Source organism: Salipiger sp. PrR007, from assembly GCF_010499845.1.
Taxonomy (GTDB): domain Bacteria; phylum Pseudomonadota; class Alphaproteobacteria; order Rhodobacterales; family Rhodobacteraceae; genus Salipiger; species Salipiger pacificus_A.
Window position 1 is genome coordinate 24,622 of record NZ_JAAGOZ010000093.1, and the last position, 26,875, is coordinate 51,496.

Annotated in this window: 21 protein-coding genes and 1 other RNA gene; 7 read left to right on the top strand and 15 right to left on the bottom strand. The window is 67.8% G+C overall.

The features are described 5' to 3' along the window. Positions 1-337: 337 nt before the first annotated feature. Together G0Q01_RS24725 and G0Q01_RS24730 are read left to right on the top strand one after the other, a co-directional pair. A complete protein-coding gene (locus G0Q01_RS24725) occupies positions 338-3,460 on the top strand; it encodes a calcium-binding protein (protein ID WP_164213951.1) in 3,123 nt (1,040 codons plus the stop codon). A gap of 84 nt (positions 3,461-3,544) precedes the next feature. Further along, the gene (locus G0Q01_RS24730) at positions 3,545-4,471 is read left to right on the top strand and encodes a LysR family transcriptional regulator (RefSeq protein WP_164188831.1); all 927 of its coding nucleotides are present in this window, start codon (positions 3,545-3,547) and stop codon (positions 4,469-4,471) included. Between the two features lie 9 nt (positions 4,472-4,480). Here the strand turns inward: G0Q01_RS24730 and G0Q01_RS24735 are convergent, their stop codons facing one another. The 5 genes from G0Q01_RS24735 to G0Q01_RS24755 all read right to left on the bottom strand — a co-directional run bounded on the left by G0Q01_RS24735 (position 4,481) and on the right by G0Q01_RS24755 (position 10,881). Beyond that, entirely contained in the window at positions 4,481-5,482 is a 1,002-nt protein-coding gene (locus tag G0Q01_RS24735) for a glycosyltransferase family 4 protein (protein WP_164188833.1), read from the bottom strand. 26 nt (positions 5,483-5,508) lie between these two features. Then, the gene (locus tag G0Q01_RS24740; protein ID WP_164188835.1) at positions 5,509-6,480 is read right to left on the bottom strand and encodes a glycosyltransferase family 2 protein; all 972 of its coding nucleotides are present in this window, start codon (positions 6,478-6,480) and stop codon (positions 5,509-5,511) included. 19 nt (positions 6,481-6,499) lie between these two features. Then, positions 6,500-7,414 (bottom strand): glycosyltransferase family A protein, encoded by a 915-nt coding sequence (locus tag G0Q01_RS24745; RefSeq protein WP_164188837.1) that lies wholly within the window; start codon positions 7,412-7,414, stop codon positions 6,500-6,502. 294 nt (positions 7,415-7,708) lie between these two features. Beyond that, a complete protein-coding gene (locus G0Q01_RS24750) occupies positions 7,709-10,336 on the bottom strand; it encodes an ATP-binding protein (RefSeq protein WP_164188839.1) in 2,628 nt (875 codons plus the stop codon). A gap of 26 nt (positions 10,337-10,362) precedes the next feature. Further along, positions 10,363-10,881: an oxidoreductase gene (locus G0Q01_RS24755; protein ID WP_108966699.1), complete on the bottom strand. Its 519-nt coding sequence runs from the start codon at positions 10,879-10,881 to the stop codon at positions 10,363-10,365. A 357-nt stretch (positions 10,882-11,238) separates the two neighbouring features. Here G0Q01_RS24755 and G0Q01_RS24760 point away from each other — a divergent pair, with 357 nt between their 5' ends. Both G0Q01_RS24760 and G0Q01_RS24765 read left to right on the top strand, forming a co-directional pair. Next, complete coding sequence (locus tag G0Q01_RS24760; protein ID WP_235940389.1) at positions 11,239-11,901, top strand: response regulator transcription factor; 663 nt, start codon at positions 11,239-11,241, stop codon at positions 11,899-11,901. Positions 11,902-12,160: 259 nt separating this feature from the next. Continuing rightward, on the top strand, positions 12,161-12,550 hold the full coding sequence (locus G0Q01_RS24765) for a hypothetical protein (RefSeq protein ID WP_164188841.1): 390 nt from the start codon (positions 12,161-12,163) through the stop codon (positions 12,548-12,550). Positions 12,551-12,788: 238 nt separating this feature from the next. Here G0Q01_RS24765 and ffs read toward each other — a convergent pair. After that, positions 12,789-12,887, bottom strand: an RNA gene (gene ffs, locus G0Q01_RS24770) — signal recognition particle sRNA small type. A gap of 204 nt (positions 12,888-13,091) precedes the next feature. Here ffs and G0Q01_RS24775 point away from each other — a divergent pair. Then, on the top strand, positions 13,092-14,252 hold the full coding sequence (locus G0Q01_RS24775; protein WP_108966693.1) for a hypothetical protein: 1,161 nt from the start codon (positions 13,092-13,094) through the stop codon (positions 14,250-14,252). 7 nt (positions 14,253-14,259) lie between these two features. On the opposite strand, the gene G0Q01_RS24780 is transcribed toward G0Q01_RS24775, so the two are convergent. The 5 genes from G0Q01_RS24780 to G0Q01_RS24800 form a co-directional block, all read right to left on the bottom strand. Continuing rightward, positions 14,260-15,021 (bottom strand): ABC transporter permease, encoded by a 762-nt coding sequence (locus G0Q01_RS24780; protein ID WP_164213952.1) that lies wholly within the window; start codon positions 15,019-15,021, stop codon positions 14,260-14,262. Positions 15,022-15,118: 97 nt separating this feature from the next. Continuing rightward, complete coding sequence (locus G0Q01_RS24785; RefSeq protein ID WP_164188845.1) at positions 15,119-15,913, bottom strand: ABC transporter ATP-binding protein; 795 nt, start codon at positions 15,911-15,913, stop codon at positions 15,119-15,121. 63 nt (positions 15,914-15,976) lie between these two features. Further along, positions 15,977-16,981: an ABC transporter substrate-binding protein gene (locus tag G0Q01_RS24790; RefSeq protein WP_164188846.1), complete on the bottom strand. Its 1,005-nt coding sequence runs from the start codon at positions 16,979-16,981 to the stop codon at positions 15,977-15,979. Positions 16,982-17,137: 156 nt separating this feature from the next. Beyond that, a complete protein-coding gene (locus G0Q01_RS24795; RefSeq protein ID WP_164188848.1) occupies positions 17,138-17,821 on the bottom strand; it encodes an HAD family phosphatase in 684 nt (227 codons plus the stop codon). Between the two features lie 254 nt (positions 17,822-18,075). Continuing rightward, positions 18,076-20,049, bottom strand: coding sequence for a bifunctional 2',3'-cyclic-nucleotide 2'-phosphodiesterase/3'-nucleotidase (locus G0Q01_RS24800; RefSeq protein WP_164188850.1), 1,974 nt, complete (start codon positions 20,047-20,049; stop codon positions 18,076-18,078). A 213-nt stretch (positions 20,050-20,262) separates the two neighbouring features. Here G0Q01_RS24800 and nudC point away from each other — a divergent pair, with 213 nt between their 5' ends. Next, positions 20,263-21,237: an NAD(+) diphosphatase gene (nudC, locus tag G0Q01_RS24805; protein ID WP_164188852.1), complete on the top strand. Its 975-nt coding sequence runs from the start codon at positions 20,263-20,265 to the stop codon at positions 21,235-21,237. A gap of 47 nt (positions 21,238-21,284) precedes the next feature. Next, positions 21,285-21,743, top strand: coding sequence for an SRPBCC family protein (locus tag G0Q01_RS24810; protein WP_164188854.1), 459 nt, complete (start codon positions 21,285-21,287; stop codon positions 21,741-21,743). Here G0Q01_RS24810 and xylB read toward each other — a convergent pair whose 3' ends face one another. The 4 genes from xylB to G0Q01_RS24830 all read right to left on the bottom strand — a co-directional run bounded on the left by xylB (position 21,744) and on the right by G0Q01_RS24830 (position 26,814). Then, on the bottom strand, positions 21,744-23,198 hold the full coding sequence (gene xylB / locus G0Q01_RS24815) for a xylulokinase (protein WP_164188856.1): 1,455 nt from the start codon (positions 23,196-23,198) through the stop codon (positions 21,744-21,746). Between the two features lie 69 nt (positions 23,199-23,267). Then, on the bottom strand, positions 23,268-23,900 hold the full coding sequence (locus G0Q01_RS24820) for an ATP-binding cassette domain-containing protein (protein WP_164188858.1): 633 nt from the start codon (positions 23,898-23,900) through the stop codon (positions 23,268-23,270). Beyond that, positions 23,893-25,581 (bottom strand): ABC transporter permease, encoded by a 1,689-nt coding sequence (locus G0Q01_RS24825; RefSeq protein WP_370457123.1) that lies wholly within the window; start codon positions 25,579-25,581, stop codon positions 23,893-23,895. Before G0Q01_RS24825 ends, G0Q01_RS24820 begins: the two co-directional genes overlap by 8 nt. Next, positions 25,582-26,814 (bottom strand): ABC transporter substrate-binding protein, encoded by a 1,233-nt coding sequence (locus G0Q01_RS24830; RefSeq protein ID WP_370457124.1) that lies wholly within the window; start codon positions 26,812-26,814, stop codon positions 25,582-25,584. Positions 26,815-26,875: the final 61 nt, after the last annotated feature.

The following is a 26,875-nucleotide window of genomic DNA, read 5'->3' on the forward strand; positions in this document are numbered from 1 at the left end:
GCGAGGCTGTGCCTCGCCTTTTTTGCAGTGAATGAGGTTCCGCACCCGCCCTGCTGCCGTTCGCGGGATAAGCCTGCCTCTCAGAACGCGCGGGGTTGATCGGCTGCGGTTTGATCTGGGTCGGGCGGCGCCGTCGGCGCGCAAAAACCTTCGGCATTGCTGATATACTCAAGACAATTTTGCCTGATGGGACTTGCTGTTTCACAAATCGGGCCGTGATCGTTCGCGGCGCCTTAAACTTGTCGCATCTTGTCCCTATCCAGTCTTAATTCGGGGCGCAGACCAGCCCCCGTGTGCGATTCCCCGGGTGTTGGGGAGCTATGTCAGGGTGTGTGCGATGACGGTCTACGCGGTGACGCAGGAGAACTGGAACGATCCGACCTTCTGGGCGGCGATCTCCGAAAGCTCCGCGGGGCACCAGCTCGACCTCGCGGGTCTGCCGGACGGGGTCGAGGCGGAGTTCGACCAGGCCAACCTTGTGCTCTTTCTCCATTACGAGGGCGGCAGCTTTCTGATCGGCGACACCACGGCCCCAGCGGTCTCCGACGCGCAACTCGGCGCGGGCACCGACTGGAGCTATTTCACCCTGATCACCGGCAGCGCGGGCGACGACAAACTCGGTGGCGGCGAGGGCGATGACACGCTCTGGGGCGCGGCGGGGGAGGACAGCATTCTCGGCTATGCCGGGGACGACCTAATTTACGGCGGCGACGGTGGCGACACGGTGCATGCCGGCATCGGTGCCGACACGGTGATCGGCGGCGAGGGCGATGATTCCCTGTCCGGCAACGAGGGGAACGACGTGCTGGAGGGCGGCGCGGGCAGCGACTCGCTCTACGGTCAGGAAGGCGATGACTATGTCAGCGGCGGCGACGGCGACGACACGCTCGAGGGCAACGAGGGCGCGGATACGATCGTTGGCGGCGCGGGCAACGACTGGATGCGCGGCTCTTACGGCAACGACGCGCTTTGGGGGGGCACCGGCGACGACAGCTACTGGGGCGGGTGGGGTGACGACACTTTCCACATCGAGAACGGTTTCGGCAACGACACGGTGGATGCCGAGGGCGTGGACGAGGTGCTGGGCGACACGCTCGACCTGTCGCTTGTCACCGACGCGCTGCGCCTCGACCTGGGCGACATCAACCCCGAAAACGGACGTGTCTCTGACGGAACGAGCACGCTGATCTACGACGAGGTCGAGCACATCATCCTTGGCGCCGGGGAGGATACGCTGGCGCTGTCAAACGGTGGTGGGCACGATGCGGTGGAGGGCTTCGCGCCGCCGAGCGCTCTTGGCGATGGCACCTACGCGGGCAACGACCTGTTGGACGTCTCGGGGCTGACCGATGCCGAGGGCAATCCGCTGGACGTCGGCGACGTCGCGGTGAGCGATACAGTCGGCGACGGCACAGGCGACGCGGTACTAAGCTTTCCCGGAGGCGCCTCTCTGACACTGGTGGGCGTGCTGGCCTCCGAGGTTTCCTCGGCGGCGCAGCTTCAGGCTATGGGCATTCCGGCGGCCAGCGAAGGGGCCGATCCGGTGGAGCCGGGTGATCCTGTCGATCCGGTTGACCCCGTTGACCCGGTCGAGACCACGGGGGAGCTGCCGCAGATCGACGGGGCTTTCGAGTTCGAGGCCACGGTTCGCTTCGATGATCTGTCCGCCGCGCCGGGCCAGAAGGTGTTTGAATTCGGCGGTGCGGGCGAGGACCGGCTGAGCTTCGGCCAGCTCGGCCCGAGCACGGCCGTGCTTTTCGAGATCGTGCAGGACGGGGCGAGCTGGCTCATCGTCGCCGAGGACGCCATCGTCGAGGGCGAAAGTGCCACCTGGACCGTGGGCGTCGACGAGACCGGCTTCATGTATGTCGAGAAGGACGGGCTGCAGATCGCGGAAGGCGACGGCGTCGTGCCAGCCGACAGCGAGCGTCTGACCAACATCCTTGGCGGCAGCGACGGGACGGCACTGGTCGGCGCGATCTCGGGGGTGTCTGTCACCCAGGCGAGCGGCACCTGGGTACCGGCCGGCGGCAGCGGGGCGGATGCGGGCGGTGACGGCGGAGAGGCTGGGGGAGAGACTGGTGGCGAGACTGGCGGCAGCACCGACCCCACGGACCCTGACCCTGCCGATCCGACCGATCCAGCAGGCCCCGATCCGGACAGCGACGCGATCCCGCAGATTGGCGGCGCCTTCGAGTTCGAAGCGAGGCTGCGGTTCGACGACATCACCGGCGCGCGCGACCAGCGGATCTTCGAATTCGGCGGGGCGGGCGAGGATCGCATCACCTTTGGCCAGCTCGGCCCAAGCAGCGCGGTGCTCTTCGAGATCGTGCAGGACGGCGTCACTGCGCTCATCGTCGCCGAGGATGCGATCTCCGAGGGCGAGACCGCGACCTGGACCGTGGGCGTGGATGAGACCGGCTTCATGTACATCGAGAAGGACGGGGTGCAGATCGCCGAGGGCGACGGGATCGTGCCGGCGGACAGTGACCGGCTCGAGAACCTGCTCGGCGGCTCCGGCTCCACGACGCTGCAGGGCGAGATGAGCGACGTCAGCCTGGTGCAGGGAAGCGAGATCTGGACGCCCGAAGAGGGCACGCAAGTCTATGACCCCGGTGAGACGGAGGCGGAGGACGGGGGCGGCGCGGTCGATCCCGTGCTTCCCGAGCCAACCGACGACGACCTGCCGCAGATCGGCGGGGCCTTCGAGTTCGAAGCAGAGCTGCGCTTCGACGATCTCACCGATGCGCGCGGCCAGCAGGTCTTTGAATTCGGCGGGGCGGGCGAGGACCGCATCGCCTTTGGCCAGCTCGGGCCGAGCGATGCCGTGGTCTTTTCGGTCAGCCAAGGCGGATACACCCATTACATCGTGGCCGAGGATGCGCTTACCGAGGGTGAGACGGCAAGCTGGACGGTGGGCGTGGATGAGACCGGCCTTATGTACGTCGAGAAGGACGGGGTGCAGATCGCCGAAGGTGAGGGCGTGGTGCCAAATGGCAGCGCCCGGCTCAGCAACCTGCTCGGTGGCAGCGGCGACCGCGCGCTGCAGGGGCAGATCAGCGACGCCAGCATCACCCAGGAGGGCAGCCATTGGTGGCTCGACGAGGCGGGCGATGCGCATCTTGAGCTGCACGGCACAGAGGAAGACGAGCTGCTCGAGGGCGGCAGCGGCGACGACACGCTCTGGGGGGGCGGGGGCGATGACACGCTGACCGGCGGCGACGGCGCCGATGACTTCGGCGTGAGCGCGGCGGCGGGGAATGTCACCATCACCGATTTCTCTGGGGCCGACCGCATTGACCTCTCGCAGCTCGGGCAATGGGCGGATGGCGAGGCGCTGATGGCGGCGCTGAGCCAGGAGGACGGGACCGCCAGCCTCAGCTTCGACGTCGACGGCGCCGCGCAGACCCTGCTGATCCACGCGGACGAGGAGCTGACCGAGGACGACTTCCTGCTCTGAGCCGTCCCGCCCGGCCAACGGCTTGGCAAGGGGCGGGGCGCGTGGTTCACTCCGCCGACGCCGACAGCCCCTCGAAGGACCGCCATGCCCGGACTGCCCCATCTGCGCGCGATGCAGGCCTTCGAGGCCGTGGGCCGCTGCGGCTCGGTGCGCCGCGCCGCCGAGGACCTGGGCGTCTCTTCCGGCGCGATCAGCCAGCAGGTGCGGCGGATCGAGGAGCATCTGGGCGTCGCCCTGCTAGAGCGTCGCGGACGGCAGCTCGAGCTGACCAGCTGGGGCCGGGTCTACCATGCCGAGGTAAGCAAGGGGTTCGCGCAGCTTGCCCACGCGGGCGAGGCGCTGGCGCGGGCGCGCAACAGCAGGGGCTTCGTGATCAGCTCGCTCACCACGGTGACCAACAAGTGGCTCGGGCCTCGGCTCTTCGAATGGACCGCCGACAACCCCGGCGCGCCGGTGCGGCTGGTCGGCACCGAGATAGAGCCGGATCTGACCCGCGACAACGTCGACTTCCGGCTCTACTTCGACGACAGCCCGCCACATGGCCAGTATGCCGAGCTTTTCACAGACTGCATCCTGCCCGCCTGCGCGCCGTCGCTGCTAGAGGGGCGCAAGCTGCAGCGGCCCGAGGAGGTCTACGACTACCCGCTGCTGCAGATCTCCTGGATGGAGAGCTTTGCCGCGCATCAGGTGCCGGGCTGGGCAGATTGGGCGGCGCAGTGCGGCGTCGCCCCGCCGCCGGACCCGGGCGGCTCGGCGCTCAGCTTCGCGCTGTCGTCTAGCGCCATCGACGCGGCGGTGGCGGGGCGGGGGTTCGTGCTCGGGCAGCTGGCGATGATCGGCGAAGAACTGGCCAGCGGGCGGCTTGTTGCGCCGTTCGATCTGCGCATGCCGCTCTCGGTGCCCTACGGGCTGGCGTGGGACCGCGCGAGTCTCGAAAAACCCATGGGCCGGGCGCTGCGCGACTGGCTGGTGGCGCAGGGGCGGCGGCAGGCGGCCCTCTGCGCCCGCTGAGCGGCGGCATCAGATCGTTGCGAAGGAACTGCTTTTGGCGGTCTTGCGGCAGCCGAGGCGGCCGAGCAACGCCTGCCAGCCCTGCACCGTGGGCTCGCGCGCGGCCGCCACGGCGAGGCGCGGCACGGCATCGGTCTCGGCCAGAACGTCACTGAGGGCCCGGCTCCAGGCGGCGACCGAGAGGTCGGCGACGGTCACCAGCCCAGGTCCCTGGATCTCGGAAAGGCTGTCGCGGCCCGAATGCAGGACCCGGCGCCCGGCGGCCAGCGCCTCTTGCGCGGCCAGCGGGGAGGGTTGCCAGCGGGCCGGGATGGCGATGGCGTCGGCCCGGCGCAGCGCCGCCAGCCGGGTGGTGCTGCCATGTACGCGGATGCGCAGGTCGTGGCGGGCCAGCGCGCGCAGCTCGCCGCGCTGCGGACCGTCGCCGAAGATGTCGAGCCGGGCGTCGGGGTTGGAGACGACGCTGAACGCCTCGATCAGCATATCGAGGCCGCTTTGCCGGTGCAGGCGGCCAATCGCGGCGATGTGCCGGACCGGGCCCCGGGGGTCGGGCAGGGCGGCAAAAGGCGCGAGATCGGCGCAGGGCGGTATCACCGAGAGCTGGCCCGGGTTGACGAGGGCGTGCCGGCGCATCCAGTTTGCCTGCGGGGTGCTCAGGGCGACGACGTGATTGAACAGCGCATAGGCGCTGCGCAGAATGGCGCGCTGCCGGCCGCGGTTCCGCGCCGCCGCCGCCGACCCCTCGCAATGCAGATGCTCGACATGGATCAGCGTGGCGCGCGGGTGGCGGGCGCGCAGGGCCATGAGACCCGGCAGGCTTTGCAGGCGCAGCGGCAGGTGCGAGACGATCACCTCTGCCCTGAGGGAGACCGCCCCCGCGGCAAAGCGTGACACGCGCACCGCGTGGTGCTCGGCGGTGGCGCCAAGCGCGGCATCGCGGCCCAGAAACGCAAGATAGCGAGACAGGTCGCCCGACGTGTGGTCGTCGTGAAGATGGGCGATGCGCGGCATTGGCTAAATCTCCATGCGATGAGGGGTCACGCCGAGCGGCCGTGCCGACGCGAAAGCCGGCTCAGCAGCGGGATGCTGGTCATGGAAAGAAACAGGCTAGTGGCGCAAATCGCCAGCGTCCGGCCGGGCTCTTCGGTCAAGGGCCTCCGCGAGGAGACAAGCGCCCCGCGCAGAAGCTGGGCAGCACCCGGCGCATCACCGCTGGCGATGGCACAACGCGCGAGGTGGCGCAGGTGGTAGGCGCGGGCGGCGGCCGCGTACCGGCCGAAGAACTGCCGATCCTGTGCCGAGAGCTTGGTCACCATACGCTCCCAGGCGGCGAGCTGCTTGCCCACCGAGGTGTGGGGCTCGGCGCGGCGGCAGCTGCAGAGCGTGCGCGGGATCGCGGCGATCTCCCAGTCGGTGACCAGCGCGAAGCGCAACCAGAGCTCCAGGGCCTCGCCCTGCAGAAAGGTCTCGTCGAACCACCAGTCGCGCTCGGTCTCCTGCGGCGGACGGAAGGCGATGCGCTGCAGGGCGGCACGGCGGAACAGGGCCGTGGAGACGGGACCGATGGGGTTGCGCTTGAAGATCGCCGCTGCTCCGTAAAGGCGCTTCCGGGGCGTTTTCCACAGGCTGTACCGAGGGCCTTCGTCGCGGATCATGTCGCAGGCCGAGAAGCTCAGGCCGACGCTCGGCGCGGACTGCATCAGTGCCATGTGCTCGGCCAGCTTCTCCGGCGCCCAGAGATCACCTGCGTCGCAAAAGCCCACCAGGGACCCGCGCGCGGCGGCGATGCCGGTGTTGCGCGCGGCCGGGAGCCCGCGGGTGCGCTGGCGCAGCACGCGGATGCGCAGATCGCCGAAGTCCTCTGCCAGCTCGGCGCTGTGATCGGCGGAGCCGTCGTCCACCACGATGATCTCGAAGTCGGGAAAGCTCTGCGCGCAGAGGCTGCGCAGGGTCTCCTGCAGCCGCTGCGCGGAATTATGTGTCGCAACGATGATAGAGGCGCGGGGCATTGGGGGACCTCCCCGGGGTTCAGCGCGAGAAGAGCGCGTTGCGCAGCAGGCGGGGCAGCAGCGTGGAAAACAGCGCGGCGGTCAGCACGCGGGCACCGTGGCGCGGGTTCGAGAACCAGCCCCTGGGGCTGGTGGTGCAGCCGATGAGACCAAGGCGCAGCACCTGCCGGCCCGAAGCGCCGATGCGCAGGGCTCGCGCGGCGAGGAAACGAAGATGCGCGGCTTCGCTGCGGGCGGTGCTGCTGAAGCCGTAGCGCGCGGCGCTGATCAGCGCGATCGCGCGGCCGGCCTTCATGCCTTCGAGATCGGAGGACAGGCCGCGGTCAGAGACGCGGTAGGTGACCAGCGGGGCGTCGATGCCCACGACCTTGGCACCGTCGCCGATCAGCCGGACCAGCCACTCGAGGTCGGCGTTATGGGTGATGTCGGTGTTGAAGCCGCCGCTGGCAAGGAAGCTCTCGAGGCGGATCGCGAAGTTCGACATGGTGCAGACCGGATTCTCGGACAGCAGCGCATCCAGCGTCAGCGTGCCCTCGAAGGGACCGGTGGGGGTGCCCACGGTGCGCCCATCCGAGAGGGTGACGCGGCCGAAGCAGGCGTCGGCGCTCTCTTCCTCGAAGAAGGCGTCGAGCCTCTCGAGCTTCTCGGGATGCCAGGTGTCATCGGCATCAAGGAAGGCTATGATCTCGCCATCGGCCTCTGCCAGCGCCATGTTGCGCGCCGCGCTGGGGCCGGTGCCGTTGCTCTTCATCAGGCGGAACCGCATATCGATCCCGGCCATGGCGGCGGCGATCAACCGGGTGTCGTCGCTCGAGCCGTCGTCGATGATCAGCACTTCCCAGTCCTGCTCGGTCTGCGCGAGTAGGCTCTCGAGCGTCTCGGCGAGGGTGTCTTCGGCGTTGTAGCAGGGAATGACGACGGAAAAGCGGGGCATCTTCGGGCATCCTTCTCTGCCGGGGACAGGATCGAGGAACGTTGGAACGGGATCGGCGCTTGGCGTCCGATACACCATTTCTACCTGCGCTCCCGCGACCCTGTCGCCCGCACCAGAGGGGAGTCGGATGGGGCAAGCGGCGAGAGACCTATCCAGTAGGATAGGCGCACTAATCCGCGCCCGGGGCGGGCGCGGCAAGACTGTGACAAAGCGGGGCGGAAAAGCGGCGCGGAGGCCCGAAGCGGGCTGCGGAAGGACCTTGCCGACTCGGTTTTCAGGCGCTGCGCAAGGCGGTTAGGCCGCCTCGAGTCGGCTCTCCAGCGCGCTGCGGCTCTGCTGCCAAAGATCGGCCAGCGCGGCGAGTTCGGCCCTCGACGGTTGATCGCCGCGTTTCACCTGCGTCTCGATGCGTCCCAGTGCGCGGCGCAGCGCTTCGACGCCGAAGGGACCGCAGGAGCCGGCGCATTGATGCGCGACCGGACCGAGATCGGGATCGTCGGGCGCGGTTTCCGCGAGTGCGGCAATGTTGCGATCCATCTCGGCGTAGAACCGCTCCAGCAGCTTGTCGACCGTGGGACGCGGCACCTCGGACAGGAAGGCACCGAGGCGCTCCTCGTCGAGCAGTTCCGTGTCGGGCGCGCCTGCGCCCTCCGGCCGCGGCTTGACCACAGTGAGCGAGGGGGCGGCGGCAGCCGCGGCGACGATCTCCGGCGGGATCGCCGGGATGGCCCCCGAGGTTACCTCGGCCAAGGTGCGCAGCAGCAGCGGGCGCTCGATTGGTTTGGTCAGGCAGGCGGTCATCCCGACCTTGCGGAAGCGCTCGCGCTCCTCGGGCAGGGCGTGGGCTGTGAGGGCGATGATCGGCACCTCGGCGCAGGCGCCGGTGCCGCCGCGAATGTGAGCCGACGCGGTGGTGCCGTCCATGACCGGCATGGAGATATCCATCAGGATCACGTCGTAGCGGTGCAGGGCCGCCGAATCCACGCCAGCCTCGCCATTCTCGGCTATGGTGACCTTGTGGCCCTCTCCCTCGAGCATTTCGCGAACGATGAAGCGGTTGATCTCGTTGTCCTCGACCAGCAGAACGTCGAGCGGCCGCTGCGGCTTCTCTGGGCAATCGCGCGGCTCTTCCGGCTCGATGCCGAGGTCCTCGGAGGGGCGCAGCGGCACGCGGATCCAAAACAGGCTGCCTTCGCCGGGTTCGCTTTCGGCGCCGATCTCGCCACCCATCAAGCGCATGAAGCGCCGCACGATGCCGAGCCCGAGCCCGGTGCCGCCCGCTTCGCGCGCGTAGGAGGAATCGAGCGTCTCGAAGTCTTGGAAGATGCGGGTAAGGTCTTCCTCGGCGATGCCGATGCCATTGTCGATGACGCGGAACTCGACCTCGGTCTTCGCGGCATTGACGTATTCCACCTCGATCTCGACGCTGCCGTTCCGCGTGAACTTCAGCGCGTTGCCGACGAGGTTGAGCAGCACCTGGCGCAGACGACGGGCGTCGCCGATGGCGCCGTCGCCCCTGGGGCCGGACCAGCGCCAGTTGAGTTCGTTGCCGTAGGTCTGCGCCAACGGCTGGGCTGTCTCGACCAGCCCGTCGAGAAGGCGGTTGATCGAGAAGGGGGCTTCCTCGACCTTCATTTTGCCCGCCTCGAACTTGGCCAGATCGAGCACGTCGTTGACCAGTTCGAGCAGCAGCCGGCCCGAGCTTTGCATGCGGTCGAGCAGTTGGCTCTGGCGCGCGCTGAGGCTTTGGTCGCGCATCAGCTGCATGGCGCCCAGCAGCCCGTTCAGCGGGGTGCGCATCTCGTGGCTCATCACCGCGAGGAACTCGGACTTGGTGCGCTCACCGGCGAGGGCCCGGTCGCGCGCTTCGGTCATCTGCTCCTCGGCCTCTTTCCAGTTCGAGATGTCGCGGATGTAGAAGACGTAGAGCGGGTTGTCGGCCTCGGCCCTGTCGGCGGAAATCTCCGCCGGGAAGAGATGCAGGTCGCGGGTCTGCAGGGTGATCTCGAAGTGCTGCTCCTCGGGGCGCGGGCGGCGGTGCTCGTCGAGGAAGGCCAGCGCGCCGAGCTGGTGGCGAGCGAGCGATTCAGTCGGGACCATGAGCTCCAGTGCCAGCCGGCCAACTGCCTCGGCGCGGGTGAAGCCGAAGAGCGCCTCTGCAGCGGTGTTGAACTCGCGCACCACGCCCACCTCGTCGGTCACGACGATGGCGTTGGGGGAGGTCTGCACGATGGTCTTCATCCGGGTGCTGGCGAACTGCAGCGCGTCGGCGCGCTTCTGCGCGAGACGGAACAGCCGGAACATCGCATAGGCCAGCAGGGTCAGGCCGATGAACAGCGCCAGAAGCACCGCGGCGATGTAGATCATCAGCTCGGTAATGCCCTCGCGGCGGGAATCCGAGACCTCGGCGAAGGCCGCCAGCGCCGCGAGCGAAAAGGCGCGAACATCGGCGGTGACCTGTTCGGACTGCTCCAGCAGCGAGGGCAGTTCGGCGAGGAAGTCCTCGTCCGGCCCGTCGATCAGCGGGACGGTCTGCTCGAGGAAGTCGAGCACCCGCATGCGCGGCGCAGAAGATTGCACCGACTCGCGCAGGGCATGGAACACCCGCCCGCTGCTCATCGTCACCATGCGGCTGTAGAAGATGTCGAAGCGTCGGCGTACGTCCTCCATCGCGGCGGGATCGTCCTGCGCCTCCTTCATCGAGAGACGGAACTGCAGGAATTCGACGTCCGCCTGCGCGAGGCTCCACTGAAGGTTGTCGGAGTTGGCGACGGAGAAGTCGTCGATCTCTCTCAGAACCAGCCACCCGAGCCAGACCACAAGGCCGACACAAAGCAGGAGCGCCGAGGCCGCGCCCCCGGTCTGCACCAAGGTCGCGCGGCTGTGGGTCGAATTTTCGTCGGGCAAGTTCAAGTTGATCATGCTTCCATGGGCATGAAGCGGGCGTGCTAGTCAAGCACGACGATGCGGTCCAACTGCCAGATTGCACGAGAGTAAATCTGCTCGGTCTGGTACTCGGGCCGCTGGTCGAAGGGATAGACGATCCAGAGGGGGCCCTTGTCACGCACGGCCATCTTCTCGCCGCTGTTGAGGAAGGCAACGATCGGTCCGCCGTCCACCCAATCCGCGCGGGGGATGTTCACCGCGTAGTCGTTGATCGCCGTCGCCTTGATCTCGTCGCCGGTGGCGCCGACCAGGTCCATCAGGTCGCTCAGCTGCACACCGGTGAAGGTCTGGTCGCCGTCCGTCCATATGGTCTTGGTGGTGAAGGTCACCGTGTCCAGCCCCTCGAGCATCTCGAAATCGAAGGAGGCGGTGTCGTCCACATTGGTGTTCGAGATCGCTCCACTGACCACAAGCAGGGGTTTCTCCTCGGGCACCGGCAGGTTCTGCGCCGCCGCAGCTGCCACGGGCGCGACGAAAAGAGCGAGGGCGATGAGCGTGCGCAGGGGCGGAAGACCGAGCATGTTAAGCGACTCCTTGGTAGCTGAACCCATAGTGTCACATACGCGACAATAGCGGTATCGGGGCAATCGGAGGGTCCCCTATCCGTCCGGGTAGGGACGGATCCGACGCCTGAATAGGTGGGAATTGCCGCAGGTGCAGCCTTGCCGTTGCGCGATCCGGGATGCGATACCGATACTCAGGCGGGCATTGGCGGCGAAAATGCACGTAAAACGAGAGGACTTAGGCCCGGCCAGGATGTGCAAGCGTGCCACAGGCCCTGTTTTGTCCATAATTTAACCGCAATCCGCCAATAACTTTGCTATTTGTTTAGAGAATGATGATCGGCGATTCGCCGTGAGGTTGCAGGGAGATGGACGATGATGGCACAGCAGGCGGCACAGGCGGTAACCAGACCGGCCAATATGCTCCGCGTTTTGATCGCCGACGACCATGATCTGCTGCGCGACACGCTCCAGATTTTTCTTGAAGGCGAAGGCACTTTCGAGACCGTCTGCGTCGCAAGCTACTCCGAAGCCGAAGCGCTGGTGAAGGCGGGGGAGCAGTTCGACCTCGTGCTGCTCGATTATTCGATGCCCGGCATGAACGCGCTTGAGGGCTTCAACAAGATGCGCGCGCTCGAGGGCTCGCAGCGGGTGGCGATCATCTCCGGCACTGCGAATCGCGACGTCGCTGAGCAGGTGCTCGAGGCTGGCGCCGCGGGCTTCCTGCCCAAGACGCTCTCCGCCAAGTCGCTGGTCAACGCTGTGCGCTTCATGGCGATGGGCGAGCAATACGCGCCGCTGGATTTCATGCGCCAGGAAGAGGCCACGCCGAGCCACCCGATGGCCGAGCGCCTGTCGCCGCGCGAGCTGGAAGTGCTCGAGGGCTTGACCCATGGCAAGTCGAACAAGGAGATCGCCCGCGATCTCGACATTCGCGAACCGACGGTGAAATTGCACGTCAAGACGCTCTACCGCAAGATCGGCGCGTCGAACCGCACCCAGGCCGCGCTGCTGGCCAAAGAGGCCGGCCTGTTCTGAGCGGCGCCTCCCGACGCTGACATCCGCGAAAGACGCGCCGGGTTTCCCGGCGCGTCTTTTCTTTTGGCAGGCGGTGTGGATTTGGGCGCCGGCCGGCTCGCTTTGTCTCAGTGAGATGTGGTGCCTCACCGGGGCGCCCGGCGTAAATTGAGGTGCAATTATGGCGAAGACCGAATATAATGGGCGCGCAAGACCTTGAAAAGGGCGGGTATTGAGCCGCCTTCATTTTGTGCGATGCATTTTTTTAAGGAATATTGATATGAGTCTTAAGATTATCGCCTTTGGGCTTGTAGCGAGTATTGCAATTTCTGGTTGTGCAAAGAAGTCCCAAGACATTTCAGCCCAATATGTTTCTCCAATGCAGTTCCAATCCTACTCCTGTCGCCAGATCACCGAGGAAGCGCAGCGCGTTTCCGAGTATTCGGCTCGAGCGATGCGTGTTCAGAACCAGACCGCAAGCACCGACGCTGTCGCGACCGGCGTCGCGATCGTGCTGTTTTGGCCCGCGGCCTTTTTCGTGAGCGGAAACGGCGCGAACGCGGATGAGCTTGCGCGTCTCAAGGGGCAGATGGATGCGCTGCAGAGTGCCAGCACGCAAAAGCAATGCGGAATCGAGTTTCGCAGGGCGCCATTGCCCGAGCCGACCTGAGCGCCTGAACAGACCCTGATCTGGCATCCTGCACTCACCCGGGTCCCTCCAGCAGGGGTCCGGGTTCTTGTGTTTTCGACAAGAGGGTGGTCCGGGATGCGGCCTGCGCTCCTCTGCCGGACCTGTCACCCTTGCTGCGGTGCGCGTGCCGACTTCCGAGGTCGAGCGTCGACGGCTCCGATCGAGCCGCGGTGGATTGCGGTCGCTTTCGCAGGGTCTGGTCGTCCTGAGGGGGATAAGGTGAGAGGCTGGACAACGACCCAAGCGGGGCTCGTTACGGCTGCTTCCTTCCGGACCTGACCGGGTTGGCGAGGCGCTCGCCCGCGCCAACCTCTCGACGCTGATATAGGCCGCCCGGTGGCAGGACTGCAAGGGGGGCAGGGCAGAGATTTTTTGTCCGGCCCTCTTTGGATTTTCGCAAACTTTACCTTGATCGGCATAAAGTCGTCGGACAGCGCGGCCCTTGTCGGGGCGCGGTCGCATTCTATCTTGCTTTATCGACATGGCTATAAAGGTGTCGGCGACACATGGGAATCCACAGATGACCGACAGGAGCAACCGCGGCGCCTTCTACGTCCCGCGCAGAGAGCTGGCGGAGACCATTGCCGGGCGGCTGTCGCTCGACCCGCTGATGGGCAGCCCTTCGGGGCTCATGCTGGCCGCCCCGCGGCGGACCGGCAAGAGCACCTTCCTGCGGCGCGACCTTCTGCCGGTGCTCAAGGCGCGCGGCGATCACGCCGTGCTGGTCGACCTCTGGTCGGATCGCAAGGCCGACCCGGGCCAACTCATCGCAGACGCGCTCGCCGCCGACATCGCCGGGATGCCGACCCCCGCCGAGCGCGTCGCCCGTGCCGCGAACGCGGTGCCGATCAAGTCGATCAGCATCGGCGGGCTGCGGGCCGAGATCGGCGGCGTCGCGGACGGGCGCAACCTCACGCTCACCGAGGCGCTGCTGGAGATCGGCGCGCGGGCGAAGGCGGACGTGGTCTTCATCATCGACGAGGCGCAGCAGGCGGTGACCTCCGAGGCCGGGCTCGACGCGATGTTCGCGCTCAAGGCGGCGCGCGATGCAATGAACCAGAGACCCGAGGGCGCGCGGCTCTTCGTGCTCTGCACCGGCTCCAACCGCGACGGGCTGGCAGGGCTGCTGTCGACCAACCAGCAGCCGTTCTACGGCGCGCGGGTCGAGGATTTCCCGACGCTTGGCCGGCCCTACGTCGAGGCGCTGGTGGCGGCGATCAACCCGCGGCTGGCCGAGGACAACAAGCTCGATCCCGAGGATGTGGCGCAGGCCTTCCGCTTGCTGGGTCACCGTCCCGAGAAGCTGGTCGAGGTGGTGCAGCAACATGCCGCCTGGTTGCCCGGCAGCGCCGGGCTGAAGCGCACGCTGCAGGAGCGCGCGGACGAATTGCGGGCGCGGGTCTGGGACCAATACGGTTCGGATTTCGACGGGCTGACGACGCTGCAGCGCGCAGTGCTCGAGGTGCTGATCCGCGACGGAGCGAATTTCGCGCCCTTCCACGAGAAGACCGTGCAGCGCATCGCCGGGATCGCCGGTCGCAAGACCTCTGCGCAGGCGGTGCAAAAGGCGCTGGACGCTCTGCGCGACAGGCAGCTGGTCTGGCGGCCGGGCCGGGGGCGCTACGCGCTCGAGGACCCGGACATGCGCGACTGGCTGCTGGCGCGGATGGAGACGGGCTGAGCGCTGCTCAGCCCTGCGGGCGTTCGGCCCAGCCCGCGAAGACCTTCTCGAGCGCGACCACCACGTAGTAGAGCACGATCCCGAGGAAGGCCAAGGCGATCAGCACCGCGAACATCAGCGGGTAATCGGAGTTGGTCTTGCCGCTGTCGAACAGCGCGCCGAGACCGCGCCCGTGCGGGCTGACGATCTCCATCAGGTTGGTGCCGATGAAGGCCAGTGTCACCGCCACCTTCAGCGCGCCGAAGAACTCTGGCAGGGTCTTGGGCAGCGCGATCTTCCAGAAGATGGTCGACTGGCTGGCGCCGAGAGAGCGCAGGATGTCGCGGTACTCCGGCTCCAGCGTCGACAGGCCGATCGAGACCGAGACGGCGATCGGGAAGAAGGAGATCATGAAGGCGATGAGCACGGTGTTGAAATCGTGCATGCCGACGAACATCAGCGCCACGATGGGCACGACGGTGGCCTTGGGCACGGCGTTGAACCCCACGAGCAGCGGGTAGAGCGCATCGCGCATGGTGCGCGAGAAGCCCATGACCATGCCGAGCGCGGTGCCTAAGACCACGGCGATCAAGAGCCCCACCACGGTGCGCCAGAGGGTCTGCCAGCCCATGGTGAGGAACAGGCTCCAGTAGCGCTCGTAGGCGGGCAGCAGATCGGAGGGCGAGGCCATCTTGTAGTTGGGCCAGCCCATGGCCCAGACCAGCGCCTCCCAGAGCGCGAGGAAGATCACGATGGCGAGGCAGGGGACGGCGAACTGGCGGAAAGTCATGAGGGGCTCCGCTGCGCGGCCTGACCGGCGGGGGCGCGGGTTTCGGCGGCGGGATATGCGTATTTGGAAAGAGGATAAGCGGGCAGGAAGACTCGCATCACGTGGAAGCCCCCGCGGGGGCCCGGCCCTGGGCGATCTCGATCTGGTGGCGCAGCGTGGCGAGCATCTCGGCAGCCTGCGGCGTATAGAGGTGCTCGATGTCGCGCGCGCCGCTTATCCCTGTGTCGAGGGTGAACTGGGTGCGGGCCGGGCGGCCCGAGAGCACCACCACCTGATCGGCGAGGTAGATCGACTCGCGCAGATCGTGGGTGATGAGAACGCCGGTGAAGGGCTCTTTCTCCTTCACTTGGTGCATGATCTGCCACAGGTCCTCGCGGGTGAAGGCGTCGAGCGCGCCGAAGGGCTCATCGAGGATCAGCACCTCGGGCGAATGCACCAGCGCGCGGCAGAGCGAGGCGCGCTGGCGCATGCCGCCCGAGAGCTCGGAGGGACGCTTGTCCTCGAAGCCTTCGAGACCGACGAGGGAGAGCAGGTAGCGGGCGCGCTCCTCCTGCTGCGCCTTGTTGAGTTTCGTCGGCACGATCTCGAGCGGCAGCATGACGTTCCGGAGGATTGAGCGCCATTCCAGCATCACCGGGTTCTGGAAGGCCATGCCGACGGTGGCGCGCGGGCTCTTCACCTTTTCGCCGTGCAGCCAGACCTCGCCCTCGTCGGGTTTCAGCAGGCCCGCCACCAACTTGGTCAACGTGGACTTGCCGCAGCCGGAGGGGCCGACGACGGCGACAAAGCCGCCTTCGGGCACCGACAGCTCCAGCCCGTCCAGCACCGGCAGAGGGCCATTGGCGGTCTTGTAGGCGTGGCGCACGCCCTTGATCTCGATGAGGTTGGTCATGTCTTGCCTTGCATGGGTGCGCCGGGGCGGTAGAGCCGTCCCGGCGCGGTCTTCGTCAGGGTCTCACTCGAGCGGGAAGCCGCCCTCGGGAAGGTAGTCGCCGGTGAAGTAGAGCGCGGCATCGGGCTCGTGCTGGAACTCGTAGGTCAGCTTGATCTGCTCGAGCGCGCTCTGCATGCGGGTGTCGTCGATCGGTCCGAAGCCGTTCGCCTTCGTCCAGTCGGTGACCACATTGGCGTCGAGCGCCAACTCGAGCCGGCGGGTTTCCAGCTCAGCATCCGCAGCGGGGTTGCGCGAGACGAGGCTTTCCACCGCGGCGGCGGGATCGGCCACCGCATCTTTCCAGCCTGTGGCGACGGCGGCGAGGAAGCCCTTGAGCAGGTCGCTGTTCTCGGCGGCCCAGTCGGTGTTGACGATGATCGCGTTGCCGTAGAGGTCGACGCCGTAATCGGCCATCAGGAGGGTCGAGATGTCGGCCTCATCCACGCCGAGGCGGGCGGTGTTGAGATAGGAGGTAAAGGAAAAGCCGGTGATAGCGGCCACCTTGCCCTCGGCCAGCATCGGCTCGCGGGTCGGGAAGCCGACGGGCTCGATGGTGATCTTCGAGGTGTCGAGATCGTTCTCGGCGGCAAAGATCGGGAACTGCGCCCATGCGCCATCCGGCGGCGGCGCACCCAGCACCTTGCCCTCGAGGTCCTTGGGGGCCTCGACGCCCAGCGACTTGCGGCCGATGATGGCAAAGGGCGGCTTGTCGTAGACCATCATGACGCCGGTCACCGGCGCACCGGGGTTCTGGTCGAGGAACTTGATCAGCGAGTTGATGTCGGCAAAGCCCACGGGGAAGGCACCGGTGGCCACTTTGGGGATGGCGTCAAGCGAGCCGGATCCGGCGGAGATCTCCACCTCGAGACCGGCATCGGCGAAATAGCCCTTGTCGATGGCGACGAAATAGGGGGCCGAGGGGCCTTCGAATTTCCAGTCGAGCGCGAAGGGCAGGGCGGTCTGGGCCGAAGCGGCGGTGGCGGCGGCCACGAGGGTGGCGGCCAGCGCGAAGGCGCGGGGGGTCATGGTGTCTTCCTCCGTGTTGCGGCGGTCGGGCCGCCAGGATTTTCGGCGTGTTCGTCACGTCTTGCGGCGAGCTTGCCCGGAAATGCGGCGGTGGGAAGACCTGATCGGAGGAAGTCGCGCGCCGGCCCTGCTGATTTTTAATCGAATGATCAAAAGTTAGGCAGAGAGGTCCTCGGCGCCCTTGCGCAGCGGCAGGCCGGCCGCCAGCGCGCCCTCGATCAGCGAAGCCGCGAGGTGGTGCGCATGGAGCCCGTCGCTGGGCAGCATGTCGGGCACCTGCACCACGCGCATGCCCGCGGCGCGGGCGCTGGCGGCACCGGTGTCGCTGTCCTCGAAGGCGAGGCAGAGCTCCGGCGCATGGCCGAGCGCCTCGGCGGCCAGGAGGTAGGGATCGGGCGCGGGCTTGGGGTTCTCGACGTGGTCGAAGGCGATCACCGCAGTGAAATGTGCGCGCAGCCCGGCGAGGGTGAGCTTGCGCTCGGCCTCCTCCGCACCCGAGCTGGTGGCCACCGCCATGGGCAGACCGAGCGCGGCGATCTCCTCGACCAACAGCTGCACGCCGGGCTTTAGCGGCAAGCCGCTGGCCGCGCGCAGGGCGATACTCTCCTCGCGGATCGCCTGCAGCAGCATCGGCTGGTCGAGGTGCCCGTAGGTGTCGCGCAGGGCGCTTGCCACGGCGTTTCGGTCGCGGCCGATCAGCGCTTCGAGAAACCCCGGCGCCACGGTCTCGCCGAAACGCAGGAAGGCGCGCCGCCCGGCCTCGAGCGCGACCCGTTCACTGTCCACGAGCGTTCCGTCGAGGTCGAAGATGACGGCGGCGAAGGGGAGTGGGGTGGTCATGGCGGGCCTTTCTGCATCGGGCGCCGCCATGTGACCCATCGCGCGGGGGAATGTCGAGGCCGCGGTGTCGTGCCATGCTGTCTGCCTTTGAGTCAGGCTTGAGTCAGGCAGGCACCACAGAAACCTCGTGGACCACGGAGGGTGGTTCGATGATCGCGCGTGTCTTCCAGGTCGTCGCGATCCCGCTGCCGCGCCGCATTAGCGGCTCGTCGAGGTGCTGCCGGGGGCGCTGCGAGGCGCCCCCGGCGGGATCCTCAGAGCTTGATGCGGAACTGCGCGTAGCCCTCCTCGGTGTCGCCCGCGTCCTCGATGTCGAGCGCGACGCTTTCCATGTAGTCGCGTGCCTTGGGGCCGGTCTCGAAGAGCACCGTGGTGCCGTCCATCGGGGCGAAGCTCCAGTTGTCGTCAGCGCTCGGGTTGATGGTGCCCTGCTCGACGATGTAGCGCACGATGACATCGCGATTGGTGTCCGGCGCCTCGAAGACGATGGTGTCGCCGGTGCCCGGGAAGCTGCCACCGCCCGAGGCGCGGTAGTTGTTCGTCGCGATGATGAATTCGGCCTCGGGATCGATCGGCTTGCCCTCGTAGGCGAGGTTGACGATCCGGTTGGTCTCCTCGTTCACCACATTGCCATCGCGGTCGAACATCGCCGGTTGCGACAGGTCGATCTGATAGGTCACCCCGTCGATCACGTCGAAGTTGTAGCTCGGGAAGTCAGGGTTGAGCAGCGGTGCATCACTGGCGCCGGGCTCGATCTGGTTGAACATGCCCGCAGACCGCTCCAGCCAGCCCTTGATCTGAGCGCCAGTGACCTTCACCGCGCGCACCGTATTGGGATAGAGGTAGAGATCCGCGACGTTCTTGATCGCCACCGGGCCCGCGGGCACGTCGGTGTAATACTCCGGCCCGCCGCGGCCACCGGCCTTGAACGGCGCTGCCGCCGACAGGATCGGCAGGCCCTCGTATTCGGTGCCCTTCATCATCTGCGCGATGTACCAGCTCTGCGCGATCGAGACGATCTGCACCGAGGGGTCATCCGCCACCAGCGCAAAGTAGGAATAGAGCGGCGCCGAGGTCTCGCCCACCGCGCGGCGCACGTAGTCCAGCGTCGCCTCGTGCTCGGGGCGGATCGAGTCGAGCACCTCCGCGTCGTCCTCGACCAGCGCCGTGATCGAGCGGTCTTCGCCGCGCTCGTAGATCGGGCGCGCTTCTGACGTGGTCGAGACCACCTTCCACGCGTTGCCGTCGCGCTCGAGCAGCAGGTCGATGAGCCCCATGTGCGAACCCCAGAACCCCCCCATGACGGCGGGCTTGCCGTGGATGGTGCCCGCCGAAAGGTCGATGGCGTCCTGCCCGTCGTAATCCGGCGAGGGGAAGACGAGGTGGCTGTGACCGGTCATCAGCGCGTCGATCCCGTCGACGGCGGCCAGCGGTACCGAGGCGTTCTCCATCCCGTCCTCGTGCTGCGCCGCGCCGATACCGGAGTGCGAGAGCGCAATGATGATCTCGGCGCCCTCTTCCTTCATCTGCGGCACGAACGCCTCGGCGGTGGTGACGATGTCGCGCGCCTCGACGTTGCCCTCGAGATGTTTGCGGTCCCAGTTCATCACCTGCGGCGGGGTGAAGCCGATGATGCCGACGCGGATAGGATGGGTAGTGCCGGCCCCGTCGGTGACCTCGCGGTCGAGGATCACGTAGGGCTTGAACAGGGTCTCGTCCTCGCGCGGGTTCGCGCCCTGCTTCTTGGCGATATTCGCAAGCACGATGGGGAAGTTCGCGCCTGCGGCGGATTTCTCGAGGAAGCCGAGCCCGTAGTTGAACTCGTGGTTGCCGATGGTGCCCGCGTCATAGCCCAGCGTGTTCATCGCGGTGATGACCGGGTGCATGTCGCCGTCCTTCATGCCACGCTCGTAGGCGATGTAATCGCCCAGCGGGTTGCCCTGAAGGAAGTCGCCATTGTCGACGAGCAGCGTGTTGGTGGCCTCGGCGCGGATGCTCTCGATGATCGAGGCGGTGCGTGACAGGCCCACGGTGTCGACCGGCTTGTCGGCGTAATAGTCGTAGGGGAAGACGTGCACGTGCAGGTCGGTGGTTTCCATGATGCGCAGGTGCGCCTGATTGGCCGCCGCCCGGGCCGAATAGGGGTGCAGCGCGATCAGCGCGCCACTCGCGGCGCTGCCAGCGAGAAAGCCTCGGCGGCTGATCGGGGTTTGGGGAAGTTTGCGCATCTTGCTCTCCTTCGAGTCTCGTCGCTGCGGGAATAGTGCAGCTTCAAGACGGTCTTGCAACGATTGCCTCGCGCGGCATCGCGTATTGGCAGATGACGCTGCGACATGCGCCGGGGGCTGTGCATCGCGCCTCCGGCACGGCTCGGAGGGCGCATCGGTTGCCAGTCCGCGCGCCGCGTGCCATCCCTTGCCCGACCCAGCAGGAGACACGGCATGCGGCAGGCGGAAGAGGTGACATTTGGCGGCTCGGGGCTCGATCGGGCGGCGGAGCTGCGCGGCGACGTCCCGGGCCTTGCGGCGTTGATGCAGCGCCCCGGCGCGCGCGGCGTGGTGTTCTGGCGCGGCAAACCTCTCATTGCCGATGAGGCGTCGCGCGGCACCTCCTGTGCCGGGCTGCTCCGGCTGCCGCTCGATCATCCGCTGCTCGGCGCGGCGCGGTCGCGGCCGGTGCTCCTTGGGCGCGAGGCGGGCGAGGTTGTGCTGGCCTACGACATTTCTGCCTGGGAGCCCGACGCGCCGCAGGAAGAGGGCTTTGTCGACCCGAGCGTGCAGGTCCACCCGGATGCGCCGGAGGGCGCGCGTTTCGTCGAGCTGCGCACGCTGCTGATGGCGCTCACCCCGCGCGACGCCGAGCTCGCCGCCACCGCCAAGGCGATCCTCGGTTGGCACGATACGCATGGGTTCTGTGCGCGCTGCGGGTCGGCCTCTGATGTGACGCAGGCGGGCTGGCAGCGGGTCTGCCGATCCTGCGGCGGCCAGCATTTCCCGCGCACCGATCCGGTGGTTATCATGCTGATCACCCGCGGCAATGCCTGCCTTCTGGGCCGGTCGCCGGGTTGGCCCGAGGGAATGTACTCCTGCCTTGCCGGCTTCATCGAGCCCGGTGAGACGGTCGAGGCGGCGGTGCGCCGCGAAGTGATGGAGGAGACAGGGGTCGAGGTCGGTCCGGTCTCGCTGCTCACCAGCCAGCCCTGGCCCTGGCCCTCGTCGCTGATGCTCGGCTGCCACGGCGAGGCGACAAGCGAGGCCATCACCATCGACCCGGTCGAAATCGAGGCCGCGCAATGGGTCAGCCGCGAGCGGCTCGCCGATGCCTTTGCCGGGCTCGAGCCGGGCCTCGTGCCGGCGCGACGCGGCTCGATCGCCAACCACCTGCTGCGCAACTGGCTTGCGGACCGCCTTGAATAGGCCAAGATGCGGCGGCAAATGGGGAAAACTGGGTAACGAGGCAGGCAATGGACATCTCCACCAAGGAAGACATCGCGGTTCCGGTCGAGCGGGTCTACGCGGAGGCGACGAATTTCGATCATCTCGAGCGGCAAATCATGCGGCGTGGGATCGAGTTGCGGCGGGTGAACCCGGAGGGCGCGGGCAGCCATGCCTGGCACGCGGTGTTCAACTTCCGCGGCAAGGCGCGGTCGGCCGATATCACGCTGGTCGAGGAGGATGCGCCGAACCTGCTGGTCTATCGCAGCTTGACGGACGGGCTCGAGGTGATGACGCGGATCGAGTTCGTGGCGCTGTCGCGCAGCCGCACGCGGGTGGCGATGGACCTCGAATTGAAGCCCAAGACGCTCTCGGCCCGGCTCATGGTGCAGTCGCTGAAGCTGGCGCGGGCCAATCTCGAAAAGAAGTTCCGGCTGCGCATGGCAGACTACGCGCAGGCGATCGAGGACCGACTGAATCGCGCCTGATCAGCGCGGGACAGCGAGCGGCTTCAGCACGCGGTAGAGCGCGCGCCAGGCTTCGAGACGATCCTGCAGTGCGGCAGTGGGGCGGGGGCCGAAGATCTCGCGCGCCTCGGGGCGCCGGGCCAGGTCGCTGCGCGACAGCGCGCCTGTGGCCAGCGCCGCGAGCTTGGCCGCGCCCAGAGAGGGCCCGCTGGTGGCACTTTCGGGACGGAAGAGGCTCAGTCCGCTGGCATCCGCGACGCTTTGCAGCAGCAAGTCGCTTTGGGCCCCGCCGCCGAGCGCGGGCAAAGGTGCCAGCCCCTGCGCGGCAGGCCCGAAGCTTTGCACCGCGTCGGCAAAGCAGAAGGCCACTGCCTCGACCACCGCGCGCATCATCGCGGCGCGACTGGTGCTGTCCTCGAGCCCGAAGAAGCCGCCGCGGATGTGCGGGTCGCCATGCGGGCTGCGCTCGCCGGTGAGATAGGGCAGAAAGAGCGGCACGCGGGTTTCGGGCACCTCTGCAGCTTCCTGCAGCAGCGCGCCGATCTCGGCCCCGGACACCCCGGCGAACCAGGCGATCGGGCGGGCACCGTTGAGCATCGCGGCCATCTGGTACCAGCGTTCCGGAAGGGTGTGGGCGAAGGCGTGCACGAAGGCCCCAGGGTTGGGGCGATAGGCGCTACCCGCCAAGAGGAACTGCCCCGACGTGCCGAGAGAGATGAGCCCGGTGCCATCCTCCACGGCGCCCACGGCAACCGCACCGGTGGCCGCATCGCCGCCGCCGGTGACGATCTGCACCTTGGGCGAGAGACCAAGCTCGGCTGCCATTTGCGGGAGCATTTCTCCGGCGACCTGTGCGCCCTCGAGCACCGGCGGCAGCCAGTCCGGATCGGTCGCGGAGGCGGCACAGAGGGCCTCGGACCAGCGCCTCTGCGCCTGGTCGAACCAAAGGGTTCCGGCGGCATCCGAGGGATCGGTGGCGTAGCCGCCGTGCAGGCGCAGGCCAAGGTAGTCCTTGGGCAGAAGTACATGGGCAATGCGGGCGTGGGTCTCGGGCTCGTGCCGCGCCAGCCAGAGCAGCTTCGGAGCGGTGAAGCCGGGCAGCGGTGGAACCCCCGCGAGGGTGCCGATCCCGGGCAGCGCCTCCTGCAGCGCGGCGCATTCGGCATGGGCACGGCCGTCGTTCCACAGCATTGCCGGGCGCAGCACCGCGCCCGCCGCATCGAGCAGCACGGCACCGTGCATCTGTCCCGACAGGGCAATGGCGCTTATGCTCCGGCGCTCGGCCTCGGGCAGGGGCGCGATCAGTTCGGCGAGAACCGCGCGGGCCGCCTGCCACCAGTCCTCGGCGTTCTGCTCGGAAGCGTAGGGCGTGGGCGACGCGGTGGTGAGCGGGCGGCGCGCTTCGGCGCGCGGCCTGCCTGCCTCGCACAGCAGGCCGATCACCGAGCTGGTGCCGAGATCCAGTCCGATTTCCAAGCTGCGTCTCCTCCCATGAGCCCCATTTCGCCCAACCTTTTCGCGGATCGGCGCAGGCCGCAAGGGGGCTCAGCCGAGGGTGATCACCCGTCCGCCAGCGGCCTTGGCATCCTCGGGGTCGTGGGTCACCAGCAGGACTGGCAGGCCCTGAGCCCGTGCCCGCTCGAAGACCAGCGCGCGGATCTGCCCGCGGCGGGCGGCATCGAGCTTCGAGAAGGGCTCGTCGAGCAGCAGCGCGCGGGGCTCGGCGAGCAGCATCCGCATCAGGGCGACGCGGGCCTTCTGCCCGCCCGAAAGCGTGGCGGGGTCGCGCGTGGCAAATCCCTCGAGGCCGATGTCGCGCAGCGCGGTGTCGATCTTTTCGTGCCGGGCCCTGCCGCGCAGCCGCGGCGGCAGGCCGAAGCCGAGGTTGCCGCCGACCGAAAGGTGGGGAAACAGCAGCTCGTCCTGAAAGAGAATGCCGGCGCGGCGCTGCTCGGGTGGCAGGTAAGTGATCTCGGTGCCGTCGAGCGTGATGCGCCCCTCCAGCGTGAACCCGGGCGCCAATGTTCCGATGACCGCGGCGAGCAGCGTGGACTTGCCCGAGCCCGAGGGCCCCATGACCGTCAGCACCTCGCCCGGTACGACGGTGGCGTCGAGCGCCAGCAGGGGGGCGCCGTGATGGAGGATGCGCAGGTGATCCAAGACCAGCCCCCTATCCATGTCGCATTCCCCGCCGGTTGCGCCAGGCCAGCGCCGGGATCAGCAATGCCAGACCGAAGGGCAGGAAGGCCGCGGCGGTCTGCGCCAGAGCGGTCACACCGATGACCCGCCGGTCGCCGCCGGACGCGAGGGCGAGCGCCTCGGTGGTCAGGGTTGGCACGCGGCCTCCGCCGATCAGCAAAGTCGGCAGGTATTGCCCGACACTGACGGCAGCGCTGACCGCGGCGGCGGTGAGCCAGGGTCGCAGCAGCATCGGCAGGCGCACGCGCCAGAAGGTGGCACCGGGGCCGCGCCCCAGCGCGTGGGCGACGGCGGCGTAGCGCGGATCGAGCGCGCGGTAGGGGTCAGAGAGCGACAGGAAGGCATAAGGCAGCACGAAGACCACATGCACAGCGATCACCGCCGCCAGCGTGCCATCGAGTCCGGTGAGCAGCCCGGCCACCTGCAGCCCTGGCAGAAAGGCGATCTGCGGCACCAGCAGCGGCAGATAGAGCAGCCAGAGCGCCCGCGCGCCGGGCCGTAGCCCGTGGCGTTGCTCGGCCTCGAGGCAGGCGGTCGTCAGGATCATGGCGATGCCAGAGGACGTGGCGGCGATCAGCAGGGTCCGCGCGAAAAGCGCCAGCAGCTCGGGTCCGTGGCGCATCCAGCTGCGCAGGCTCCAGCCTTGTGGCAGCAGTTCGGGAAAGCGCCACAGCCCGGCGAAGGACCAGACTGCCAGCCCGATGAGCCCCAGCAGCACCAGCGCCGCCGAAAGCGCGCCGAGGCCGAGCCCCAATGCGCGCAGTAGCCGTTCGCCGTGGCCGCGCCCTCCGGCCACCAGCCAGCGCGCCGCGAGCCGTGCGAGCGTGATCTCTGCGCCGCGCCAGAGCAGCAATGCGGCCAAGGTCAACGCCAGCAGCAGCAGCGCCCCGGCGGCGGCGCGGAAACGCATCGCGAGGTCCGGATCGTTCATCCATCTCAGCACCTGCACCGCCAGTGGCGGCGGCGTGCCCGGCCCGAGGATCATCGCCACGTCAACCACCGAAACCGAGAAGGCCAGCACGGCGTAAACCGGCAGGCGGATCTGTGGATAGAGGCGCGGCAGGATCACCTTGAACCAGGCGGCGACGCGGCCGTACCGCAGGGCCTGCGCGGTGGCGAGACTCTGTGCCGGGCGCAGCGCGGGCAGGGCGGCGAGGGTCATCAGCAACAGGAACGGCATCTCCTTCACCACCAGCCCGGCGATCAGCGACAGGCCGAAAGGGTCCTGCAGGATCAAGAGGTCCGGCGGGCGCTCCCACCCCAAAGGCTGCGCGATCAGCCGGGCGATCCAGCCCGAGGGAGCGATGAGGAAGGCCAGCCCGAAGGCGGCGGCGGCATGGGGAACCGACAAAAGCGGAGAGAGCGCGCGTTCGAGGGCTCTGAAGGCGCGGGTGCCCTGCCAGCCGGCGCAGATCAGCACCGTCAGCGCCAGCGAGACCAGCGTCGCCGCGAGGCCGGTGAAAAGCGACAGGGCCACCGCGCGGGGCAGCCCCGGCCACCCCAGCAAGTCGCCGAAGGGCTCAAGGCTGAGGTCGGTTCCGCCGAGGGCGGGCATCAGGCCAAAGGCCGGGGCGAGCGTGCCCGCCAAGCCCGCCGCCACCGGCCCGAGCAGTGCCAAGAGCGTCAGGACCGGCGCCGCGCGGGTCGGCGAGAGGCCCACTCAGGGGGCCACGCCGTAGCGCGAGGTCCAATCCTCTTCGAGCTTTTCCATCCACGACGGATGTGGCTCGGGCAGGGTGGGCCCCAGCTCTTCGGGGGTCAGCGTCGCGATGCCGACCGGGATCTCGTCGAAGAGCCGCACCTGATCGTCCGAAAGCCGGTCCATCGCCAGCACCGTGCCAAAGCCCAACTCGTCGGGGCTGGCCATGCGCGCCTGCGCCTGCGGCGAGAGCAGCAGGTTGGCGATCACCATCGCCCCCGCCTTGGCATTGGCGTTGTAGGGGATGGCGACGAAGCTGGCGTTGCCGAGCGAGCCGCCCTCGAGCACGAAGCTGCGGACCGTGTCAGGCAGCTGGAAGTTCGCGATGGCGTTGGAGGCGGCGTTGGGGTTGAACTCGAAGCCGATGTCGATCTCGCTGTCGGCCACGAGCTGGATCATCCGCTGGGCGTTCTGCGGGTAGGCTTTGCCCTGGCGCCAGAGATTCGGGGTCAGCGCGTCGAGCCAATCCCACAGCGGGGCGGTTGCAGAGGCGTAATCGGCCTCTTCGACCGGCTGCGACAGGGCATCCGTGTCCGGGGTCAGCTCGATCAGCGCCTGCTTGAGGAAGGTCGAGCCGAGAAAGTCCGGCGGCTGCGGATAGGTGAAGCGGCCGGGGTTCTGCTCTGCCCACTCCGCCAGCGCCGCCATGCTGCGCGGTGGCCGGGACAGGCGGGCGGTGTCATGGTAGAACACCAATTGCGCCATGCCCCAAGGGCTTTCCAAGCCCTCTGTCGGCACGGTGAAATCGGCGGTGAGCGCGGCATTGGCCTCGGGGTCGGTGAGCTGCCAGTTCGGCAGCGCCTCGGACCACGGGCCAAAGAGCAGCTCCTGCCGCTTCATCGCCGCGAAATTCTCCCCGTTGATCCAGATGAGGTCGATGGCCCCGCCCGTGTCCTTGCCGGCGCTCTTTTCGGCCAGCACACGGCTCACCGCCTCGGCGGTGTCCGAGAGCTTCACGTGTTCCAGCGTCACGCCGTAATTCTCCTGCGCGAGCTCGCCCATCCAGTCGATGAAGGCATTGACGTTCTCGGCCCCGCCCCAGGCGTTCCAGTAGACGGTCTGCCCCTTGGCCTCGGCCAAGACGGCGTTCCAGTCGGCGGGGTCCGCCTCGGCAAAGGCAAGGGTAGGAGCTGTGACAGTGAGGGCAGCGGCAAGGCCGAACGGCAGCCAGTTGCGCATCGGACGGCGGATCATCGCGCGGGTCTTTCCTGCTGTGCCGCAAGATGCGGCAATTTCGTGCTATAGGGAGTCATGT

What these genes read in the sequence shown, in the direction of transcription:
- G0Q01_RS24750 (WP_164188839.1), bottom strand. Translation starts at nt 10,336, where the DNA reads ATGATCAACTTGAACTTGCCCGACGAAAATTCGACCCACAGCCGCGCG.
- G0Q01_RS24735 (WP_164188833.1), bottom strand. Translation starts at nt 5,482, where the DNA reads ATGCCGCGCATCGCCCATCTTCACGACGACCACACGTCGGGCGACCTG.
- G0Q01_RS24725 (WP_164213951.1), top strand. Translation starts at nt 338, where the DNA reads ATGACGGTCTACGCGGTGACGCAGGAGAACTGGAACGATCCGACCTTC.
- G0Q01_RS24755 (WP_108966699.1), bottom strand. Translation starts at nt 10,881, where the DNA reads ATGCTCGGTCTTCCGCCCCTGCGCACGCTCATCGCCCTCGCTCTTTTC.
- G0Q01_RS24740 (WP_164188835.1), bottom strand. Translation starts at nt 6,480, where the DNA reads ATGCCCCGCGCCTCTATCATCGTTGCGACACATAATTCCGCGCAGCGG.
- G0Q01_RS24745 (WP_164188837.1), bottom strand. Translation starts at nt 7,414, where the DNA reads ATGCCCCGCTTTTCCGTCGTCATTCCCTGCTACAACGCCGAAGACACC.
- G0Q01_RS24795 (WP_164188848.1), bottom strand. Translation starts at nt 17,821, where the DNA reads ATGACCACCCCACTCCCCTTCGCCGCCGTCATCTTCGACCTCGACGGA.
- G0Q01_RS24775 (WP_108966693.1), top strand. Translation starts at nt 13,092, where the DNA reads ATGACCGACAGGAGCAACCGCGGCGCCTTCTACGTCCCGCGCAGAGAG.
- G0Q01_RS24760 (WP_235940389.1), top strand. Translation starts at nt 11,239, where the DNA reads ATGATGGCACAGCAGGCGGCACAGGCGGTAACCAGACCGGCCAATATG.
- G0Q01_RS24820 (WP_164188858.1), bottom strand. Translation starts at nt 23,900, where the DNA reads ATGGATAGGGGGCTGGTCTTGGATCACCTGCGCATCCTCCATCACGGC.
- G0Q01_RS24830 (WP_370457124.1), bottom strand. Translation starts at nt 26,814, where the DNA reads ATGATCCGCCGTCCGATGCGCAACTGGCTGCCGTTCGGCCTTGCCGCT.
- G0Q01_RS24785 (WP_164188845.1), bottom strand. Translation starts at nt 15,913, where the DNA reads ATGACCAACCTCATCGAGATCAAGGGCGTGCGCCACGCCTACAAGACC.
- G0Q01_RS24730 (WP_164188831.1), top strand. Translation starts at nt 3,545, where the DNA reads ATGCCCGGACTGCCCCATCTGCGCGCGATGCAGGCCTTCGAGGCCGTG.
- G0Q01_RS24765 (WP_164188841.1), top strand. Translation starts at nt 12,161, where the DNA reads ATGAGTCTTAAGATTATCGCCTTTGGGCTTGTAGCGAGTATTGCAATT.
- G0Q01_RS24790 (WP_164188846.1), bottom strand. Translation starts at nt 16,981, where the DNA reads ATGACCCCCCGCGCCTTCGCGCTGGCCGCCACCCTCGTGGCCGCCGCC.
- G0Q01_RS24800 (WP_164188850.1), bottom strand. Translation starts at nt 20,049, where the DNA reads ATGCGCAAACTTCCCCAAACCCCGATCAGCCGCCGAGGCTTTCTCGCT.
- G0Q01_RS24810 (WP_164188854.1), top strand. Translation starts at nt 21,285, where the DNA reads ATGGACATCTCCACCAAGGAAGACATCGCGGTTCCGGTCGAGCGGGTC.
- nudC (WP_164188852.1), top strand. Translation starts at nt 20,263, where the DNA reads ATGCGGCAGGCGGAAGAGGTGACATTTGGCGGCTCGGGGCTCGATCGG.
- G0Q01_RS24780 (WP_164213952.1), bottom strand. Translation starts at nt 15,021, where the DNA reads ATGACTTTCCGCCAGTTCGCCGTCCCCTGCCTCGCCATCGTGATCTTC.